The 17,986-nt window shown below is 63.1% G+C and carries 18 protein-coding genes; 13 read left to right on the plus strand and 5 right to left on the minus strand.

The genetic code is table 11. The features are described 5' to 3' along the window. Positions 1 to 54 precede the first annotated feature (54 nt). The 7 genes from QN084_RS14405 to QN084_RS14435 all read left to right on the plus strand — a co-directional run bounded on the left by QN084_RS14405 (position 55) and on the right by QN084_RS14435 (position 5,828). The gene (locus tag QN084_RS14405; protein WP_021471686.1) at positions 55 to 480 is read left to right on the plus strand and encodes a CoA-binding protein; all 426 of its coding nucleotides are present in this window, start codon (positions 55 to 57) and stop codon (positions 478 to 480) included. Between the two features lie 83 nt (positions 481 to 563). Continuing rightward, a complete protein-coding gene (locus QN084_RS14410; protein WP_225740060.1) occupies positions 564 to 1,427 on the plus strand; it encodes a polysaccharide deacetylase family protein in 864 nt (287 codons plus the stop codon). 38 nt (positions 1,428 to 1,465) lie between these two features. Next, complete coding sequence (locus QN084_RS14415; RefSeq protein ID WP_021471684.1) at positions 1,466 to 1,861, plus strand: MmcQ/YjbR family DNA-binding protein; 396 nt, start codon at positions 1,466 to 1,468, stop codon at positions 1,859 to 1,861. A 177-nt stretch (positions 1,862 to 2,038) separates the two neighbouring features. Then, on the plus strand, positions 2,039 to 3,448 hold the full coding sequence (gene ngcE / locus QN084_RS14420) for an N-acetylglucosamine/diacetylchitobiose ABC transporter substrate-binding protein (RefSeq protein ID WP_021471683.1): 1,410 nt from the start codon (positions 2,039 to 2,041) through the stop codon (positions 3,446 to 3,448). Further along, positions 3,445 to 4,476, plus strand: coding sequence for a carbohydrate ABC transporter permease (locus tag QN084_RS14425; protein WP_021471682.1), 1,032 nt, complete (start codon positions 3,445 to 3,447; stop codon positions 4,474 to 4,476). The genes ngcE and QN084_RS14425 overlap by 4 nt, the downstream gene beginning before the upstream one ends. Continuing rightward, complete coding sequence (locus QN084_RS14430) at positions 4,476 to 5,369, plus strand: carbohydrate ABC transporter permease (RefSeq protein WP_021471681.1); 894 nt, start codon at positions 4,476 to 4,478, stop codon at positions 5,367 to 5,369. The genes QN084_RS14425 and QN084_RS14430 overlap by 1 nt, the downstream gene beginning before the upstream one ends. Before the next feature lie 138 nt (positions 5,370 to 5,507). Next, positions 5,508 to 5,828, plus strand: a complete 321-nt coding sequence (locus QN084_RS14435) for a putative quinol monooxygenase (RefSeq protein WP_021471680.1) — start codon at positions 5,508 to 5,510, stop codon at positions 5,826 to 5,828. On the opposite strand, the gene QN084_RS14440 is transcribed toward QN084_RS14435, so the two are convergent. Then, positions 5,829 to 6,122, minus strand: coding sequence for a DUF503 domain-containing protein (locus tag QN084_RS14440; RefSeq protein ID WP_021471679.1), 294 nt, complete (start codon positions 6,120 to 6,122; stop codon positions 5,829 to 5,831). 214 nt (positions 6,123 to 6,336) lie between these two features. On the opposite strand from QN084_RS14440, the gene QN084_RS14445 reads away from it, so the two are divergent. The 3 genes from QN084_RS14445 to QN084_RS14455 are packed head-to-tail and all read left to right on the plus strand — an operon-like array spanning position 6,337 to position 9,343. Beyond that, positions 6,337 to 7,515, plus strand: a complete 1,179-nt coding sequence (locus QN084_RS14445; RefSeq protein ID WP_021471678.1) for a GGDEF domain-containing protein — start codon at positions 6,337 to 6,339, stop codon at positions 7,513 to 7,515. Then, positions 7,512 to 8,015, plus strand: a complete 504-nt coding sequence (locus tag QN084_RS14450; RefSeq protein WP_021471677.1) for a hypothetical protein — start codon at positions 7,512 to 7,514, stop codon at positions 8,013 to 8,015. Before QN084_RS14445 ends, QN084_RS14450 begins: the two co-directional genes overlap by 4 nt. Further along, entirely contained in the window at positions 8,012 to 9,343 is a 1,332-nt protein-coding gene (locus QN084_RS14455) for a putative bifunctional diguanylate cyclase/phosphodiesterase (protein ID WP_083261809.1), read from the plus strand. Before QN084_RS14450 ends, QN084_RS14455 begins: the two co-directional genes overlap by 4 nt. Before the next feature lie 45 nt (positions 9,344 to 9,388). Here the strand turns inward: QN084_RS14455 and purL are convergent, their stop codons facing one another. The 3 genes from purL to purS are packed head-to-tail and all read right to left on the minus strand — an operon-like array spanning position 9,389 to position 12,718. Then, complete coding sequence (purL, locus tag QN084_RS14460) at positions 9,389 to 11,698, minus strand: phosphoribosylformylglycinamidine synthase subunit PurL (protein WP_021471675.1); 2,310 nt, start codon at positions 11,696 to 11,698, stop codon at positions 9,389 to 9,391. Beyond that, positions 11,695 to 12,465, minus strand: a complete 771-nt coding sequence (gene purQ, locus QN084_RS14465; RefSeq protein WP_021471674.1) for a phosphoribosylformylglycinamidine synthase subunit PurQ — start codon at positions 12,463 to 12,465, stop codon at positions 11,695 to 11,697. The genes purL and purQ overlap by 4 nt, the downstream gene beginning before the upstream one ends. 1 nt (position 12,466) lies before the next feature. Beyond that, positions 12,467 to 12,718, minus strand: coding sequence for a phosphoribosylformylglycinamidine synthase subunit PurS (gene purS, locus QN084_RS14470; RefSeq protein ID WP_011773385.1), 252 nt, complete (start codon positions 12,716 to 12,718; stop codon positions 12,467 to 12,469). Positions 12,719 to 13,002: 284 nt separating this feature from the next. Between purS and QN084_RS14475 the strand changes: the two genes are divergently transcribed. After that, positions 13,003 to 13,188 (plus strand): hypothetical protein, encoded by a 186-nt coding sequence (locus QN084_RS14475; protein WP_021471673.1) that lies wholly within the window; start codon positions 13,003 to 13,005, stop codon positions 13,186 to 13,188. 161 nt (positions 13,189 to 13,349) lie between these two features. After that, positions 13,350 to 13,640, plus strand: coding sequence for a DUF1540 domain-containing protein (locus QN084_RS14480; protein WP_021471672.1), 291 nt, complete (start codon positions 13,350 to 13,352; stop codon positions 13,638 to 13,640). Positions 13,641 to 13,711: 71 nt separating this feature from the next. Here QN084_RS14480 and QN084_RS14485 read toward each other — a convergent pair whose 3' ends face one another. After that, positions 13,712 to 14,647 (minus strand): NAD(P)-dependent oxidoreductase, encoded by a 936-nt coding sequence (locus QN084_RS14485; RefSeq protein WP_069696301.1) that lies wholly within the window; start codon positions 14,645 to 14,647, stop codon positions 13,712 to 13,714. Between the two features lie 234 nt (positions 14,648 to 14,881). Between QN084_RS14485 and QN084_RS14490 the strand changes: the two genes are divergently transcribed. Next, positions 14,882 to 17,854 (plus strand): exo-alpha-sialidase, encoded by a 2,973-nt coding sequence (locus tag QN084_RS14490; RefSeq protein WP_069696302.1) that lies wholly within the window; start codon positions 14,882 to 14,884, stop codon positions 17,852 to 17,854. The last annotated feature ends 132 nt before the right edge of the window (positions 17,855 to 17,986 follow it).

The raw sequence follows: 17,986 nt of genomic DNA on the forward strand, positions 1-17,986 counted from the left end.
CATGAACAAAATTCGGCCCGAGGCGCTCCTGAAGGTGGGGGGTAGGCTTGGTGAATGATGCATGTGAACGATCCGGCCGTGGTGGAGCGGTTGATGCGAACAAAAGGCACTTGGGCGATCGTGGGGCTCAGTACCAACGAATGGCGCTCCGCTTACGATGTCTCCCTTTACGTGCGGGACAAGATGGGCATGGAAATCATTCCGGTCAATCTCAAGGGCGAGGATGTCCACGGCGAAAAGGGCTACAAATCCCTCGCCGATATTCCCGCTGATAAGCACCCCATAGACGTCGTGGACTGTTTCGTGAACTCCGGGCGCGTGGGCGCCGTCATTGACGAGGCCATCGCGGTGGGCGCCAAGGCGGTCTGGCTCCAGTTGGGAGTCTTTGACGACGATGCCTGCCAGCGCGCCCGGGACGCAGGGCTCGACGTCGTGGTCAACTCCTGCCCGGCACGTGAAGGCTGGCATTACGGCCTGTAAGGCGCGCGCCGGTTCTGCTGCTACCCTGCAGCTGGACCATTCACTAATCCATGGGGGATAACGTGCCGAAGCAGCCTTCCGCTGTGCCATTCTTCTCGCCCGGCAGGAGGGCCGTCCTCGGGGCCTTCGGGGCGTCGGTAGTCGCTGGACTATCGGCGTGCAGCGCAGGGGAAAGTACGACGCCGGAGCTGCCGCCCGGTAGTGCGTCCGCCTCGCCGGCGGGGCCGGCCGGCAACGGAGCGATGGCGGCGGCCGGTGAGGTGCCGCCGTCGGGCACCCCCGCTCCAACCGCGACGCCGAAGCCCTCCAAGCGCATTCGCCGCAGCTTCATCCCCGACTACCAACTGCCGCCCGTAGTGGGTGGCCTGGCTCCCGTGATCACCAAGATTCCTACGCAGCATCCGGTGGTCTTCCTGACGATTGACGACGGCAACATCAAGAGCCCTGAATCCGTGAAGCTCATGGCTGAGTACGACTACCCGGCCTCGCTGTTCCTTACCAAGGACACCATCGCCGAGAACCCCGCCTTCTTTGACGCCTTCAAGGCCCAGGGCAGCCTGGTGGAAAACCACACGGTCACGCACAACATCAACATGGTTCGGCAGTGGGGTTATCAGCAGCAGCTCGCCGACATGGTGGGCATGCAGGAGTACGCGCTGAAGCAGTACGGGCGGCGCCCAACGCTTTTCCGTCCCCCGGGCGGCGCCTATTCAAACGTGATGCGCCAGGCTGTGGCGGATGCCGGCATGAAGGCGATCGTCACGTGGGAAGCGAAAGCCAACGCGGGAAAGATGGACTACCAGGTAGGAAATTCCCTACGCCCGGGGGATATTGTGCTGATGCATTTCCGGGCGGAGTTCGCCGCTGACCTGGCCGCTTTCCGTGCTGCCCAGCTCGCGGCGGGGTTGGAAGTGGTGTTGCTGGAGGACTTCCTGGGCGTCGCGTAGCTGATGGTCCGGGACGCCGGCAGCGGTACCCTCGAATCATGGACGTGCCACGCCTCCGTGAGATCTGCCTCGGCTTTCCGGGTGCTTTTGAAGACTTCCCGTTCGGCCCGGAGTTGTCCGTCTTCAAGGTGAGGGCTGCGGTGTCCGGTGGCGTACGCCACGAGGCCAAGATGTTTGCCCTGTCGGCCATGGATCCCGGCAACTGGTCCGTCAGCCTCAAGTGCGAGCCTGCGCTTGCCGAGCAGTTGCGCGCTGCCCATCCTGAAATCACCGGCGCCTGGCATCTGAACAAGAGGCACTGGAACGGCGTGCGGTTGGACGGCGGGCTCCCGGACGACATGATCCGGGACATGGTGGAGGACTCCTACGACCTGGTGGTGGCGAGCCTGAGCCGGCGGCAACGGGAGCAACTCGGATGGGCGGGACTGCTCTAAAAAGATCACACTTTGACAAAAGTTGATCGAAACTACGGGGAAATATTGATTTCCAATCACTCTTAGTGAAGTATGTCACACGAAGGTTGGTGCTGTAGGGCGTCAACCCAGACTGTCGGCTCAATGGTGCCCCAGACGCCTGAGTCGGCCTATACGAGTCACTTAAGGGGTATGAAAATGACCATTCAGCACCAGTCCCTTGGCCGCCGCGGATTCCTGCGCGGAGCACTTGCTGCAGCTGTGCTCGTCCCGATGGGCGGCACCATCGCGTCCTGTGCAGCCGGCGGAGGGGGAACCACGGCTGGTCCTTCCGGCACAGTGTCGGACACCAACCCGTTCGGGATGGCGGACAAATCCACCGTTGACGCAGTCATTTTCAAGGGTGGCTACGGCATCGACTACGTTGAATTTGCCGGTAAGGCGTTTGAATCTGCACACGCCGGTTCCACGGCGAAGATCGCCCCGTCAACGGACATTGCGCAGGAACTGCAGCCACGCTTCGTCGGCGGCAACCCGCCGGACCTGATCGACAACTCCGGTGCCAAGGCAATCGGCTTCAGCACCATCCTTGCCCAGCTCGAAGACCTCACCAGCGTTGTGGAGGCCAAGAACCTGGAGGGCAAGGTCATCAAGGACACCCTCTACACCGGTGTGCTCGCACCCGGCACTTTCGACGGCAAACTGGCCGCCCTGAACTACGTCCTGACGGTCTACGCGATGTGGTACTCCGATTCCCTCCTGAAGGAGAACGGTTGGACCGTGCCCAAGACCTGGGATGAGATGTATGCCTTGGGCGAGCAGGCCAAGGCCAAGGGCAAGTACCTGTTTGTGTGGGGCAAGGAAGCCGCCACGTACTACCAGGAGATGGCAATCGCCTCGGCCATCAAGGAAGGCGGCGACGAGGTTCGGCTCGCCTTGGAAAACCTTAAAGCCGATTGCTGGTCCCATCCGGCCGTCCAGTCCGTGTTCACGGCCATGGACAAGATCGTGAAGGCAGGCTTCTTTAAGCCCGGCGGGTCCGGCACCCAGTTCACGGCAGCTCAGGCGCAGTGGAGCAACGCACAGGAGGCAGTGTTCTACCCGTCCGGTTCCTGGATTGAGAACGAGATGAAGGACCAGACCAAGGCTGACTTCAAGATGACGGGGGCGCCCGTTCCCGCAGTGAGTTCCAGCCCCAAAATGCCCTACGAGTCCTTGCACAGCGCGGCCGGTGAACCGTACATCGTCCCGTCGCAGGGCAAGAACGTGGCCGGCGGCAAGGAACTGCTCCGCGTCATGCTCTCCAAGGAAGCCGCCACCAACTTCGCGAAGACCAAGCTCGCCCCCACGATCGTCAAGGACACTGTCCCCGAGGACGGCTTTGGTTCAACGGCCCTGGTGTCCCAGACCAAACTCCTGAGCGATGCCGGCGAGAACATCTACACCTGGAACTTCATCGACCTCTACGGAACCAACAAGGACCAGCTGGTTGTGTGGAACACCTTCCTCGACGGCAAGTCGGACGTTGCCACGCTGACGTCGTCCCTGCAGAGCATCACGGACAAAGTCCGCAACGACAGCTCGGTCAAGAAGATTGAAGTGAAGTGACCGTAGTGGAACCACAGCAGAGCCGGAGCGGCGACGGTTTGGCCGCCGTCGTTCCGGCCATGGCTCCTCCGCCGCCGGCGTCCGCCAAGCGGCGGCGCAAGCCCCTGACGTGGGACAAGGCCAGCTTCTTCCTCGTCTTCCTGGGCCTGCCGCTCGCTATCTATATCCTGTTCGTGATCTGGCCGTTCATCCAGGCCTTTGGCTACTCCCTGACGGACTGGTCCGGCTTCTCGCCGAACCAAAACTTCATCGGGCTGGACAATTACGCCAAAATTTTCACGGACGATATCTTCATGAAGGCCATGGGGAACAACATCCTCCTGGTCATCTTCCTGCCCATCATCACCATTGTCCTGAGCCTCGTCCTGGCGACGATGGTCACGGTGGGCGGCAGCAGCAAGGGCCAGATCAAGGGCTTGCGGAACTCCAGTTTCTACCGCGTGGTTTCTTTCTTCCCTTACACGATTCCTGCCATCGCCATCGGCATCATGTGGGGACAGATCTACGATCCTTCCGGCGGCTTGCTGAACGGGATCCTCACCGGGCTGGGCATGGAGCAGTTCAAGGACTTCGCCTGGCTGGGGAACAAGGACACAGCCATGATCGCCACCATGTTCGTGATCGTGTGGGGCTTCGTGGGGTTCTACATGGTGCTGTTCGTGGCCGGCATCAAGGGCATTCCCGCCGAACTGTTCGAAGCTGCCCGCATCGACGGCGCCGGGAGGTTCCGGACGGCGGTGTCCGTGACCATCCCGCTGATCCGCGACAACATCCAGACTGCCTACATCTACATGGGCATCCTGGCGCTGGACGCTTTCGTGTATATGGCGGCCCTCAACTCGGGCGGCGGGCCGGACAACTCGACGCTTGTCATGTCCCAACAGCTGTTCTTCACGGCGTTCAGCAAGGGCCAGTTCGGGCTCGCCAGCGCCATGGGCGTGGTCCTGGCAATCACCACCCTGATCTTCTCCGGGCTGGTGTTCGCTGTTAACAAGCTGACCGGCGGCGACAAGGATGTGAGCAACTGATGTCCACCAAGACAGTTATGCCGGAAAGGAAGTCCCTGCACTTCCAGCCGCGGACACCCGCAACTACTCCCGGCGACAAAGTGGTGGGGGCCATTTCCCACACCGCCCTGACCATATGGTCGCTCATCGTCATCCTGCCGCTCCTGTGGACGGTGATGTCATCGTTCAAGACCTCCAGCGAGATCTTCGCTTCTCCGTTCGCCCTGCCGTCCGAGTGGCGTTTCGACAACTACGTCAAAGCCTGGAGCGATGCCGGGATTGGAAGCTACTTCCTGAACTCGGTGATCGTGGTGGGCGGCGCGTTGGTGATCGTCATGGTGCTTGGAGCCATGTGTGCCTACGTCCTGGCAAGGTATGTCTTCTTCGGCAGCAGGGCCATCTACTACCTGATGCTCGCCGGGCTGACGTTTCCGATCTTCCTGGCCATGGTCCCGTTGTTCTTCGTCATGCGGAACATCGGGCTGCTCAATACACTGCCCGGGTTGATCCTCGTGTACGTCGGCTTTGCCCTGCCGTTCACGGTGTTCTTCCTGTTCTCCTTTTTCAAGTCCCTACCCCACGAGATCACGGAGGCCGCGGCCCTGGACGGGGCGGGCGAGTGGCGGACCTTCTTCCAGGTCATGCTTCCCATGGCCAAGCCGGGCCTTGCCTCCGTTGCGATCTTCAACTTCCTTGGCCTGTGGAACCAGTTCCTCATCCCGGTCTCCATCAATGCGGCCGGACCGCGCGTGCTGTCCCAAGGCCTCGCGGCTTTCGCCGGGCAGATGGGGTATGCGGTGGACTTCGGCGCCTTGTTCGCGGCGGTCACTGTCACCGTGGTGCCGGTGCTGATCGTGTATGTCATCTTCCAACGCCAGCTCCAGGGTTCGGTGTCGCAGGGAACCATGAAATAGCCCCGGCCAGGCGGGACGTACGACGGCGGTGCGCGCCTTTCGGTGCGGGCCGCCGTCGGGCTTTAACTCTGAAAGGATGGAACGGCAACCGGTGCCGGGGCAGTACAGTCCCGGCAAGTGATCGAAAGGCCGAATTACATGATTTTCATTGTGGTCAAATTCAAGGTGAAACCCGACTGGTCGGAGCGTTGGCTGGACCTGGTGGCCGACTTTACCCAGGCCACGCGCGAAGAACCGGGCAATCTGTGGTTCGACTGGTCCCGCAGCGTGGAAGACCCGAACGAGTTCGTCCTGGTGGAAGCGTTCCAGGACGACGCCGCCGAGGCCCACGTGAACAGCGCGCACTTCAAGAAGGCGATGGCTGACATGCCCCAGGCCCTCGCCGAAACCCCGCACATCATCAGCCGCCAGCTCGAAGGCAGCGGCTGGGACCGCATGGGCGAGCTGACCATCGACTAGCTAGTCCTCGCTGTGGATTTCCCGCTGCCTGGCGCTGAGCAGCTCAAGCTCGGGCCGGGCAGCGACGAACCGTTCCACGGCGTCGAGTACTTCCCTGAGGTGCCCGTGGTCCGGAGCCACCAGTGCCGCGCCAATCAATGCCCGGCGGTGCTGGTCCTGAAGCCCGGTCTCCGAGGCCGATACGTCAAAGCGCCGCTTCAGCTCAGCCACCACCGGGCGCACAAGCGAGCGCTTCTCCTTGAGGCTGTGAACATCGCCCAGCAGCACATCGAATTCGACCCACCCAATCCACATACGCCCATTAAACAGGCGCAGGCGGCGATCTTGATCGAATCTTGAGGGAATGCCGCGAGGAGGTTGAGCGAGCCGGATCACACTGGAGTCACGATCATCCACGGGGGGAGACGAGCAGCATGGGCACATTGCGCGGCAGCACGGAAGAAACCTGCTTTGACAAGCATCCAGCCATGGTGGAGATTTGCGGGGGACCCAATGGCAGGAGCGAACCGTGATACTCGATGCGTTTTCCGCCAGGATGTCCCTTGGAGTCGTTACCCTCACGCTTTTCCTGCTGTTCTCAGCCTCCTACGGCAAGACCAGGTCCCCCTACACGGGGTGGTGGGCGCTGGCCCTCTTCGAATTCATGCTCGGCAATGCCGGCTTCCTGCTGAACGGAACTCCGCACCAGGTGTGGGCCAACCCCCTCGGCAACGTGCTGGTGGTAGCCGGTGCGTTCAGCATCTGGGCAGGCGCCAGGACCTTGCGCGACCTCAGGGCAGCCCCCTGGCTGCTGGCTTTGGGGCCCCTGGTCACGGGGGTCGCTTCCACCCTGGAGGACCCGGCAAACAACATCTGGTCGGGTGGCGCAGTGTATCTGGCCATGATCACGGTTGGTGTTGGTCTGGCAGCCAGGGATCTCTGGCACTTCAAGCCCACCCATCCACAAATATCCAAGGCGATGTCGATCGTTGCCTGGTTCGCCACCCTGTACTTCTTTGCGCGGTTTATCTTCTACGTGACTCATGGTCCTGACAGCACCCTGTTCAAAGGCTATTTCGGTGCAGGACCGCTGGGCCTGGTGACCACTGTCCTGCTGGTCGCCGCCTCGTTCACCATGACGACGCTCAGCAACGATCAACTGATCAGGGGGCTCCGCGAACGGGCCAGCCGCGACCACCTCACCGGGCTCCTCAACCGGGGAACCTTCATGGACCTGGCAGGGGCGGAGCTCAAGCGCCTGCGCGCCAGTGGTTCGGGTGCCGCCGTCGTCCTTGCCGACTTGGACCACTTCAAAGCCGTCAATGACGAACACGGCCACCGCGCGGGAGATGCAGCACTGAAGGCCTTCGCGGAGGCCTGCCGGGAAAGCGTCAGGTCCACGGACCTGGTGGGGCGCTACGGCGGGGAAGAGTTTGTCCTCTTCCTGCCTGGTGCCACGCAGAAAAGGGCAGAAGACATTGCCCTCGAAATAAGCAAACGGATGGCCACCATGGAAGTGCCCGGAGGCGGCGCTTTCCCCACGGTCAGCTACGGAGTCACATCCAGCACTCCAGCTACCGCAGACCTCACCTTCATGATCGAAGTTGCGGACGCAGCCCTTTACAGCGCCAAAGCGCAGGGCAGGAACCGGATTGTCGGAGCCAACCGCCTTGAGGCGGCAACTATCGCGGATGAGGCACGATCATGACCATCAACCAGCTGACCACCAAGATCCAGATCCAGCACAACCAGGAACTGGCCGCGTTCCGTCAGGACATCACCAGCCCGCCCTACCAGGCCGGCACGTCCACCACCCTCAACACGGCCAGGCGCTCGGTGCGGATGAATCCCGTCCACTCCGTAGAGGATGCCAGCGCCAACCTGACCATCGTCGCAGATGTTCAGGGACTCGCCTGGCTCACGGCGGACAAGGGGCTGCAAGGAAGCTGCATCACTCTCTCGATCGCAGGCCACCGGCGCACCACGGGAACCCGGGTCCCGCTGCCCCTGGGGGAATGCGACGCATGGGTCGAAGCCATCCTCGGACGCTCCTGGCTGCCTCAGGTCTACCGCGCCGGGACACCCGCGCAGCCCGACGGGAAGCTGGACATCGCTTCCTACCGTTTGTTCCTTGACGAACGGAACAACCCGGTCGCCAAGCCGAAGTCCGTGGTTGACGACACTTTGCGGTACCTGGACCTCTCTTGAAACAACCCCGCACGGCCGCGAGCCACCACCCTGAAACCGACCCTATAACGGGCCTCGGCAACCGGCTGGTGCTCGAGGACGCCTTGCGGGATGCCCAAGCGGCCGCGTCAAACGGAACATCGCCGGCTGCCCTGCTGCTGCTGAACCTGGACGGGTTCAAAGCCGTCAAAAGCTCGGTTGGCCACGCCGCCGCGGACCTTATCCTGCAGACCGTCGCCTCGCGTATCAGGGCGGCAGTGCAGGAGAACGACGTCGTCACCCGCCTGGGCGGCGACGAGTTCGGAATCCTTTTGCCGGCAACACCGCTGGCCCGGGCAGTGTCCGCGGGGAACCGCATCCTGGCTGCGGTCGAACCCGAGATCAATCTCGGCAGCGCGAACGTGCGCTGCACAGCGAGCATGGGGTTGAGGACCGCCGATCCCAGCCGCACTCCTGCCGAGCTGCTGATGGAAGCAGACCTTGCCCTGGGGGAGTCCAAAGCCGAGGGCCGGAACAAGGTCAGGACGTTCGATCCTGCCACCCTGCTGGCGCGCCAACTCGAGCGGCAGATCGTCAGCGAACTGGGTCATGCCATCGGGTCGGACCAGCTTGTGCTCTTCTACCAGCCGATTGTGGAGCTGGCTACCGGCCGGCTCCAAGGCAGCGAGGCCTTGGTGCGGTGGAACCATCCCGAACGTGGACTCATCATGCCGGACAAGTTCATTCCCGTTGCCGAGGCCACGGGTTTGATTCCGGAACTGGGCCGTTGGGTGCTGCGCAATTCCGTGGCCCAGCTTGCCGCGTGGCGGCGCGACCCGGCCACCGCACACCACGATTTCTCCATGCGGATCAACGTATCGGCACCGGATCTGCAGAGCCTGGAGTTCGTCGATGATGTCCGGGAAGCCCTGTCCACGGCAGGCCTTCCGCCGGAGTCGCTGGTGCTGGAGCTGACAGAAAGCGCCATCATCCAGAACAACGAACTGGACCGCTACACGCTGATGAGCCTCCACCGGCTGGGTGTGGGCCTTGAGATAGATGACTTCGGCACCGGATACTCATCCATCGGCTACCTACGCAAGCTGCCGGTGGACCACGTCAAAGTGGACCGGGAGTTCGTCCGCGACCTGGGTAAGGACGACACCCAGTTGCAGTTCCTCGCCGCCATTCAGAACGTGATCCGCTCCTGCGGACTGGACGGCATCTGGGAGGGAATAGAGACCGTCGAACAGGCCGAAGCGCTGCGGAGCATCGGTTGCACCAGCGGGCAGGGCTATTACTTTGGCCGCCCGGTTTCCGGGACCGAGTTCACAGCACAGCTGAAGCGGCAGGAAACCTGGCCGTCTTAAACACAAAACGCGGGACCACATGAGTGGTCCCGCGTCTTTTGCGTGCTAGCCGAAGTACTTCGGCAGAGTGCCTTCGTGGGCTTCGCGGAGGGCCTCCAAGGAGAGCTCGTCCACGCCGTTGATCTCCAGCTTTCCACCGGCTGCGTCCACGACGCCGATCCGGAGGTGCGCGAAACCGCGGGCCGTGCACATGTCCTTGAATCGGACTTCCTCGGAGCGCGGAACGGACACGATCGCACGTGCCTGGGACTCGGAGAACAGCGCGGTGAAGAGGTCCACACCGTCGCGTTCCATGAGTTCTTCCAGCGCGATGCGGGCACCGACGCCGTAACGCAGCGAGGACTCCACGAGTGCGGCTGCGAGGCCACCTTCGGAGAGGTCGTGTGCGGCATCAACCATGCCGTCGCGGGACGCGTTGATGAGGATCTCACCAAGCTGGCGCTCAGCTGCAAGGTCGACCTTCGGGGGCTGGCCACCGAGGTGTCCGCGCAGGTTGGACCATTCGGAACCATCCAGCTCAGCCGCGGTGGTGCCCAGCAGGTAGATGGCCTGCCCGTCCTCGCGCCAGCCCGACGGCGTACGGCGGGCGACGTCGTCGAGCTTGCCCAGGACTGCCACCACGGGGGAGGGATGGATCGGTGTGGTGCCGGTCTGGTTGTACAGGGAGACGTTGCCGCCGGTCACCGGGACGCCCAACTCCATGCAGGCATCGGAGAGGCCGCGAATGGCTTCGGCGAGCTGCCACATGACGTCCGGGTCCTCCGGGGAGCCGAAGTTAAGGCAGTCGCTCACGGCCATCGGAACGGCACCGGAAGTGGCGACGTTGCGGTAGGCCTCGGCCAGTGCCAACTGTGCGCCCTTGTAGGGGTCCAGGTAGGTGTAGCGGCCGTTGGCGTCGGTGGCCAAGGCCACGCCCAGGCCGGTTTCCTCGTCAACGCGGACCACGCCGGCGTCATCCGGGAACGCCATGGCAGTGTTGCCGCCAACATAGCGGTCGTACTGCTTGGTGATCCAGGACTTGCTGCACATGTTCGGGGAGGAAACCAGCTCGGTGACCGCCGCTGCCAGTTCCGAGGGAGCGGACGGACGGTTGGCGTCTTCAACGGAACCCGTGAAGGCGTTGGCCTGGACCGAGTCCTGCCACTCCGGGCGGGCGAACGGGCGGTCGTATACCGGGCCGTCGTGCGCAACGGTGCGGGGGTCGACGTCGACGATTACTTCGCCTTCCCAGGTGATGATGAGGCGGCCGGTATCGGTCACTTCACCCAACCAGGAGTACTCCACGGCCCACTTGTCCATCACGGCCTCGAACGCTTCCACGTTCTCCGGCGTGACGATTGCCATCATGCGTTCCTGGGACTCGGACATGAGGATCTCGCCCGGGGTCAGCGTGGGGTCGCGCAGCAGGACGGAGGTCAGCTCAACCTGCATGCCGCCGTCGCCGTTGGAAGCGAGCTCTGACGTCGCACAGGAGATGCCCGCGGCGCCGAGGTCCTGGATGCCCTCCACCAGGGAACCCTTGAAGAGTTCGAGGCAGCACTCGATGAGCACCTTCTCCGCGAAGGGGTCGCCAACCTGGACTGCGGGGCGCTTGGACGGCTTGGAGTCGTCGAAGGACTCGGAGGCAAGCACCGAGGCACCACCGATTCCGTCGCCACCGGTGCGGGCGCCGAAGAGGACAACCTTGTTGCCCTTGCCGGAGGCGTTGGCCAGGCGGATGTCCTCGTGGCGCATGACGCCCACAGCCAGCGCGTTTACCAGCGGGTTGCCCTGGTAAACGGAGTCGAAGACCATTTCGCCGCCGATGTTCGGCAGGCCGAGGCAGTTGCCGTAGCCACCGATGCCGGCAACGGCACCGTGCATGACGCGTGCGGTATCGGGGTGGTCGATCGCGCCGAAGCGGAGCGGATCCATGACGGCTACGGGGCGGGCACCCATGGAGATGATGTCGCGGACAATGCCGCCGATGCCGGTAGCTGCGCCCTGGTAGGGCTCAACGAACGACGGCGAGTTATGGGACTCGATCTTGAAGGTCACGGCCCAGCCGTCGCCGAGGTTGGTCACGCCGGCGTTCTCGCCGATGCCCACCAGCATGTCCTTCTTCATTTCCTCCGTGACCTTCTCGCCGAACTGGCGGAGGTGGTTCTTGGAAGACTTGTAGGAGCAGTGCTCGCTCCACATGACGGAGTACATGGCGAGCTCGGCACCGGTGGGGCGGCGGCCGAGGACCTTGACGATCTCGTCGAATTCGTTCTGCTTCAGGCCCAGTTCGGCCCACGGGAGTTCCGTGTCCGGGGTCTTGGCGGCGTTTTCAACGGTATCGATGTTGAACTTCTTGGTGGTTTCCGTGGTCACTTGTCGCCTCCCACAATCTTGGTCAGTACGGAGGTGAAGAAACCGAGTCCGTCGGTGTCGGACGCTGCTCCATCGAGTGCTTCGGGACCAAAGCCTGCCTCAACGGCGTGCTCGGGGTGGGGCATGAGGCCCACCACGTTGCCGGCAGCGTTGGAGATCCCGGCGATGTCACGGCGGGAGCCGTTCGGGTTGAAGCCCACGTAGCGGAAGACGACGCGGCCCTCGGCTTCAAGGGCGTCGAGGGTCTTCTCGTCGGCGATGTACTGGCCGTCCTGGTTCTTCAGCGGCACAGTAATTTCCTGGCCCTGCCGGTAGTCCACGGTCCAGGCGGTGTTGGCATTTTCGACGCGCAGCACCTGGTCGCGGCAGATGAACTTCAGGTGGTCGTTCTTGATCATGGAGCCGGGCAGCAGGTGCGATTCGGTCAGGATCTGGAAACCATTGCAGATACCGAGGACCGGCAGCTTTGCGTCGGAGTTTGCTGCATCGATGATCTTGGACATCAGCGGCGCGAAACGCGAAATGGCACCGGCGCGCAGGTAGTCGCCGTAGGAGAAACCGCCGGGAATGATGACGGCGTCAACGTCACCGAGGCTTTCGTCTGCGTGCCAAAGCGACACCGCCGTGCCGCCTGCAAGCCGAACTGCACGGGCGGCGTCGCGGTCGTCCAAGGTACCCGGGAAGGTGACGACGCCGATCTTGGCGCCTGCCAAGCGGGGCTCCGCGGCGACAGCCACGGCCTCGCCAATCAGGGGGATTGAAGTCATGTCAGGCCTCGACGACCTCTACGTTGACTACGTCTTCGATGACAGGGTTGGAGAGCAGAGTCTCGGCAGCTTCACGGGCCTGGGCCAGGATAGCGTCGGTCACCTCGCCGTCAACCGTCAGTTCGAAGCGCTTGCCTTGGCGGACTGCGCTGAAGCTGTTGAAGCCAAGGCGGGGCAGTGCACCCACAATGGCTTTCCCCTGGGGGTCCAGAATCTCGGGCTTGGGCATGACGTCAACGACGATCCGGGGCATCCGGTAACTCCTGTGCGTGAGTTGGGTGAACCTTTAAATAAGGCTGCCGCGGAGGGTGCCGTCTCACGCCGGTCAGCCGCGTTCGAACTGTGTCCTGAAAACGGTGTCCTGAAACGGTGTGGGGGCGCTCCGCGAGCTTGCACATCTATCCTACCGGGAGTCGCGCGCATACCCTATTCAGCGCAATTGCGCGAGGAGCCCGGGCCGTTTCAGTGGAAATTCCCTGCGTAGAAGGGCCCGACGGCGGTGTGGCGGCCGGTGCCGGGCGTCACTAGGATGGCGGCATGGCTGAGAAACCGAAGTCGATGGTGTTGGGCATTGTGGGTGCCGCGGTCTTTGCCGGGCTGGGGCGCATGGTCCTCCAAAAAATCAAGGCAGACAAGGCTGCACGAAGCCAGCGGGTCACCACTGCACTGGACAAGGAGACGCGGGAACGGATCAGCCGGGCGATCAGGACGCCAGGCAAATAATGTCCGTCGGGCAGCACCGGCGGCTTACGGGTAGCGCACCGCAGTAATAGCGAACGTACAAATGCGCTAATGCAACGGGTTAAACTCTTGGATTCCGGCGTAGTTTAGGTCCTACACGCCGGTCCCTTGCCGGGGCCACCAAGACCCGACCAGGAGGAACAATGACGGACCACATTGCAGAAGTATCCGCCTGTAGCGTTGGCAGTTGCGGATTCAATCATGACGGATGCACGGCATTCGGCATCACCATCGGTGGCACCCAGGACCACGCTTCCTGCGCCACGTTCATTGACACGAACGCCATGGGTGGACTTCCAAAGGTCCTCGCCCACGTCGGCGCCTGCCAACGTTCCGAATGCGTGCATAACAACAACCTCATGTGTGAAGCACACGACGTGAAGGTGGGACCCGGCGCAGATTCCGCGGACTGCCTGACGTACGAGCACACGTGATCCTTCGTCAAAAGAGCGGGCGCGCCCTTGCCGGGCGCGCCCGCTCTTTTTGCGTCAAACGCAGGGTTGAATCAGCGAACCAGGTTCTTCAGCTCACGGCGCTCGCGGAGCGCTGCGATGTTCGACAATACGAGGGCTGACCCGCCCTTGGGCCGGTTCCCGGCGACGTGCGGAGTGATGATCAAGTTGGGTGCGGACCATAGTTCCGACCCGGCCGGCAGGGGCTCTGTCTTGGTGACGTCCACTGCCGCTGCGCGGAGGCGGCCATCGCGAAGGGCGGCCAGCAGGGCGTCTTCGTCCACGGTGGCGCCGCGTCCTACATTCACGAACACAGCCGTATCCGGCAGGGCATCCAGAATCTCTTCGTTCAGCGAATTTTCCGTCTCGGGGGTGGCCGGGAGGATGGAAATGAGCACGTCCGTTGTGGCCAGGACCTTGGGGAGATCCCCGGTTGCGACCACGGGAAAGCCGTAGCGCTCGCCCGCAGAGTTCGCGACGCCGGTGACCTCCGCACCCAGCGCGGCCAGCAGGGGAGCGAGGCGTCCTGCGATCGAGCCGAACCCCCAAATGGTGACTTTGGCGCCGTCGAGCGTGTAGAGCTGTTCTGTGTCCGGGGCGGACTGGGCCGCGTTGTACTCCCGGTCCCAGAGTGCCGACTTCTGCCCTTCGAACAGCACGTCCAAGCGGCGCACGGCTGCCAGCACCAATGCCAGTGCGTGTTCCGCCACCGGACCGTCGTGGAGCGAGCGGCCTGAGGTGACCTGCACATTGTCCGGGAACCCGGCTGCGAGCACCGAATCGGGGCCGGCTGCCAACGTCTGGACGAGCCGCAGGTTTGTGAGCCGCCGGGCAGCGTCCTCCAGGTTGCCGCTGGTGTTCTGCCACGTCACCAGGACCTCGGCGTCGATGTGTTCGTCCGGAATCGGTTGGTCCACTTGGTAGGACGCGACCTCTTCGCCCGAAGTTCCGAGGTCCAGCTCGATGGTATTGGGGACGAGGATCTTCAAGGCGGAACTCCGTTACTGCTCGCGGGTCATGGTCTTTGCTCTGGTGGAGGGCTTGTGCTCGACGTTATCTGCTTTGGCGGACAAAAACTTGATTCAGCGTCATCGCTAGCAATGTGACGGCCAGCACTTTATGGTTGTAGGACGTTCGACGTGGCACGTAATACGAGGTATCTAGTCTGCGCGAATGATCCACCAGCACCTCCGCAGTGAGCGGAAAGAGGAAGGAACACGGATTTGAGATCCAACAGCACCTCCGCACCATCGCTAGTCCGAAGAGCCGCAACCGGCGTACTGACCTGCGCGGTCAGCATCGGCTTGCTGGCCGGCTTGGGACTGCCCGCCCAGGCGGCCCCCACTCCGCCCAATTCGCCCACGCTTCCACCTGGCAGCTTCTCTGAAACCAATCTGGCGGCCGACCGCACGGCGGCGAATTTCTTCTACCGGATTCCCGCGCTTACCTACCTTGGCAACGACGTGGTCCTTGCAGCGTGGGACGGTCGCCCGGGTTCGGCGGCGGACGCCCCGAACCCGAACTCGATCGTCCAGCGCCGAAGCACGGACGGTGGCAAGACCTGGGGGCCGGTCCAAGTGATCGCCGCAGGCCACGTCGCCGATGCCAGCGGCCCTCGATACGGCTACAGCGATCCCTCGTACATCTACGACGCGGAAGCCAACAAGGTCTTCGCTTTCTTCGTGTACTCGAAGGACCAAGGCTTTGGCGGCAGTCAGTTCGGCAACGACGACGCGGACCGGAACGTCATTTCCTCCGCTGTCATCGAGTCCTCCGACGCCGGCGTGACATGGAGCCAGCCCCGCCTCATCACCTCCGTCACCAAGCCGGGTACCAGCAAGACCAACCCGGCAGCCGGCGACGTCCGCTCCAACTTTGCCTCCTCCGGTGAGGGCATCCAGCTCAAATACGGCCCGCACAAGGGCCGTCTCATCCAGCAGTACGCCGGCGACGTGCGGCAAGCTGACGGAAGCAACAAGATCCAGGCCTACAGCGTCTATTCAGACGATCACGGCGTCACGTGGCACAAGGGTGCCAACGTGGGCGACCGGATGGACGAGAACAAGACTGTGGAACTGTCCGACGGTCGGGTCCTGCTCAACTCCCGGGACAACGCCAACCAGGGCTACCGCAAGGTGGCCGTCTCCACGGACGGCGGAGCCACGTACGGCCCCGTCAGCCAGGACACGGAATTGCCGGACCCTGCCAACAACGGTGCAATCGCCCGCATGTTCCCCAACGCGGCGCAGGGCTCCGCAGACGCGAAGAAACTGATCTTCACCAACGCAAACTCCAAGACCGGCCGCGAAAACGTCTCGGCCCGGGTCTCCTGTGACGACGGCGCAACCTGGCCGGGCGTGCGCACCATCCGTCCCGGCTTCTCGGCCTACTCGACAGTGACACGGCTGGCGGACGGAAAATTCGGTGTCCTCTACGAGGGCAACTACACGGACAACATGCCCTTCGCCACCTTCGACGACGCGTGGTTGAACTACGTCTGCGCTCCCTTGGCAGTACCGGCAGTCAACATCGCCCCGAGCGCAACGCAGGAGGTTCCGGTGACCGTCACTAACCAGGAAGCAACCACGCTTTCCGGCGCGACCGCAACTGTCTATACGCCGTCGGGGTGGTCTGCCACCACGGTGCCCGTGCCCGACGTCGCCCCCGGTGCGTCCGTCACCGTGACCGTTGCACTGACCGCACCGGCGGACGCCAGTGGCCCGCGCAGCCTCAACGCGGCATTCACGACGGCGGATGGCCGGGTTTCGCAGTTCACCTTCACCGCCACCACGCCCGTGGCTCCGCAAGTGGGCCTTACCATCACGGGCTCGGCTCCGGCACGTGACGTAGCGGCCAACCCGTACCAGGCCGGTGACGTGCTGGGGTACACGCTCAACGTCAAGAGCACCGCGAATGTGGCGGCCAACTCCGTGCCGTTGACCGGAACGTTCGACTCCGGCTTCCTGCCTCCCGCGGCCCCCAACTGCCGCTATAACAACCTTGCAGCCGGAGCCAGCTACAACTGCACCACGGCCAAGCACACCATCACGGCCGCCGATATGGAGAGGGGCTACTTTGTTCCGGAGGCCACCTTCAGCATCACTTCCACAACGACGCCGTCACTCACCAAGACGGTGCAGTTCACCGGCGCTGCGGTCGCCCTGCGGGATGGCCTGATTTCGGCGGACATCAGCGGTGCGCGCACCGACGTCGGACGCGACCTCGCAACCCGGCCGTACGCGGCAGGCGAGCTGGTTCCCTACGCCTTTACGGTCAAGAACACCAGCCCGTTCGTGGAGCAGGTGGTTCCTACAGCCGGCAACTTCAGTCCGTTCCTTCCTGCCGGGGCCGGAAACTGCCGCTACCTGTCCCTCCCGGCAGGCCAGAGCTATGAGTGCGCGACGCCCCGTCACGCGGTGACGGCTGAAGAAGTGGAGCAGGGCTTCTTTGTTCCCGACACCACCTGGGAGGTCGGCGCAGCGGGCCAGAGCACCAGGACGTATCGGATCAATGGGGGAGAAGTGGACCTGTTGGTCCGCGATGCTGCCTTGTCCGCCACAGTGGTGGCCGAATGGAAGGATGCTGACGGAGACCGCTTCGCCAGCGCCGGAGACCCTGTAACTTTCACCTACACCGTGGGCAACGCGGGCAATGTAGCGTTGACGGGCCTTGAAGCGCCCGACGCCGGGATATCGCTGCCCTTCCTTGCCCCCGGAGACACTGCCACGGCAACACGCGAGCACGTCCTGACCGCTGCTGACGTTGCAGCAGGATCGTTGGCTGCCACGGCTTTTGAAGCCACGGCCCGCAACGGGTCCAAGGAAGTAGCCGCAACTGCGGAAGGTCAACCCCTGGAACTCAAGGTGCAGCCGGTGCAGCCAAGCAACGAACCCGAACTGACAGTTCAGGACCTTGAGGACAAGACGCCGCCGTTCGATCTCGGCACGGCCTTCAAGTACCGGACCGGACAGAAGGTGTCCCTCGCCGGGCTTGAGTACGGTCAGTGGTATTACGTGTACCTCAACAAGACCGGCTACCGCCTCGGCTGGATGTTCCCCACCACTGGGGACACCGTGGAGTTCATCCTCCCGCCCGAGGTCAGGAATGGCCGGGATGACGTGGTGGTGCTGGACAAGGACGGCCGCCAGGTTTCCTTCGACCGGCTCCAAGTAACGCCGAAGGGGGAGAAGATCTAGCTTCCTGATGCTGGGGAGGACGGGCCCGATTGTGACAAGACAAAAACACAAAAATGTGCCTTATGTCATATGTCGCTCTCACTCTGTACTCTGTGACTCGGTTGGTAGTGCGCCTTTGACAGGAACTGTCAA

The organism is Paenarthrobacter sp. R1 (assembly GCF_030264015.1).
Classification (GTDB): domain Bacteria; phylum Actinomycetota; class Actinomycetes; order Actinomycetales; family Micrococcaceae; genus Arthrobacter; species Arthrobacter ureafaciens.

Coding starts and splice junctions, on each gene's coding strand:
- QN084_RS14405 (WP_021471686.1), top strand. CDS start 55: ATGATGCATGTGAACGATCCGGCCGTGGTGGAGCGGTTGATGCGAACA.
- QN084_RS14415 (WP_021471684.1), top strand. CDS start 1,466: ATGGACGTGCCACGCCTCCGTGAGATCTGCCTCGGCTTTCCGGGTGCT.
- ngcE (WP_021471683.1), top strand. CDS start 2,039: ATGACCATTCAGCACCAGTCCCTTGGCCGCCGCGGATTCCTGCGCGGA.
- QN084_RS14430 (WP_021471681.1), top strand. CDS start 4,476: ATGTCCACCAAGACAGTTATGCCGGAAAGGAAGTCCCTGCACTTCCAG.
- QN084_RS14435 (WP_021471680.1), top strand. CDS start 5,508: ATGATTTTCATTGTGGTCAAATTCAAGGTGAAACCCGACTGGTCGGAG.
- QN084_RS14440 (WP_021471679.1), bottom strand. CDS start 6,122: ATGTGGATTGGGTGGGTCGAATTCGATGTGCTGCTGGGCGATGTTCAC.
- QN084_RS14450 (WP_021471677.1), top strand. CDS start 7,512: ATGACCATCAACCAGCTGACCACCAAGATCCAGATCCAGCACAACCAG.
- purQ (WP_021471674.1), bottom strand. CDS start 12,465: ATGACTTCAATCCCCCTGATTGGCGAGGCCGTGGCTGTCGCCGCGGAG.
- purS (WP_011773385.1), bottom strand. CDS start 12,718: ATGCCCCGGATCGTCGTTGACGTCATGCCCAAGCCCGAGATTCTGGAC.
- QN084_RS14475 (WP_021471673.1), top strand. CDS start 13,003: ATGGCTGAGAAACCGAAGTCGATGGTGTTGGGCATTGTGGGTGCCGCG.
- QN084_RS14480 (WP_021471672.1), top strand. CDS start 13,350: ATGACGGACCACATTGCAGAAGTATCCGCCTGTAGCGTTGGCAGTTGC.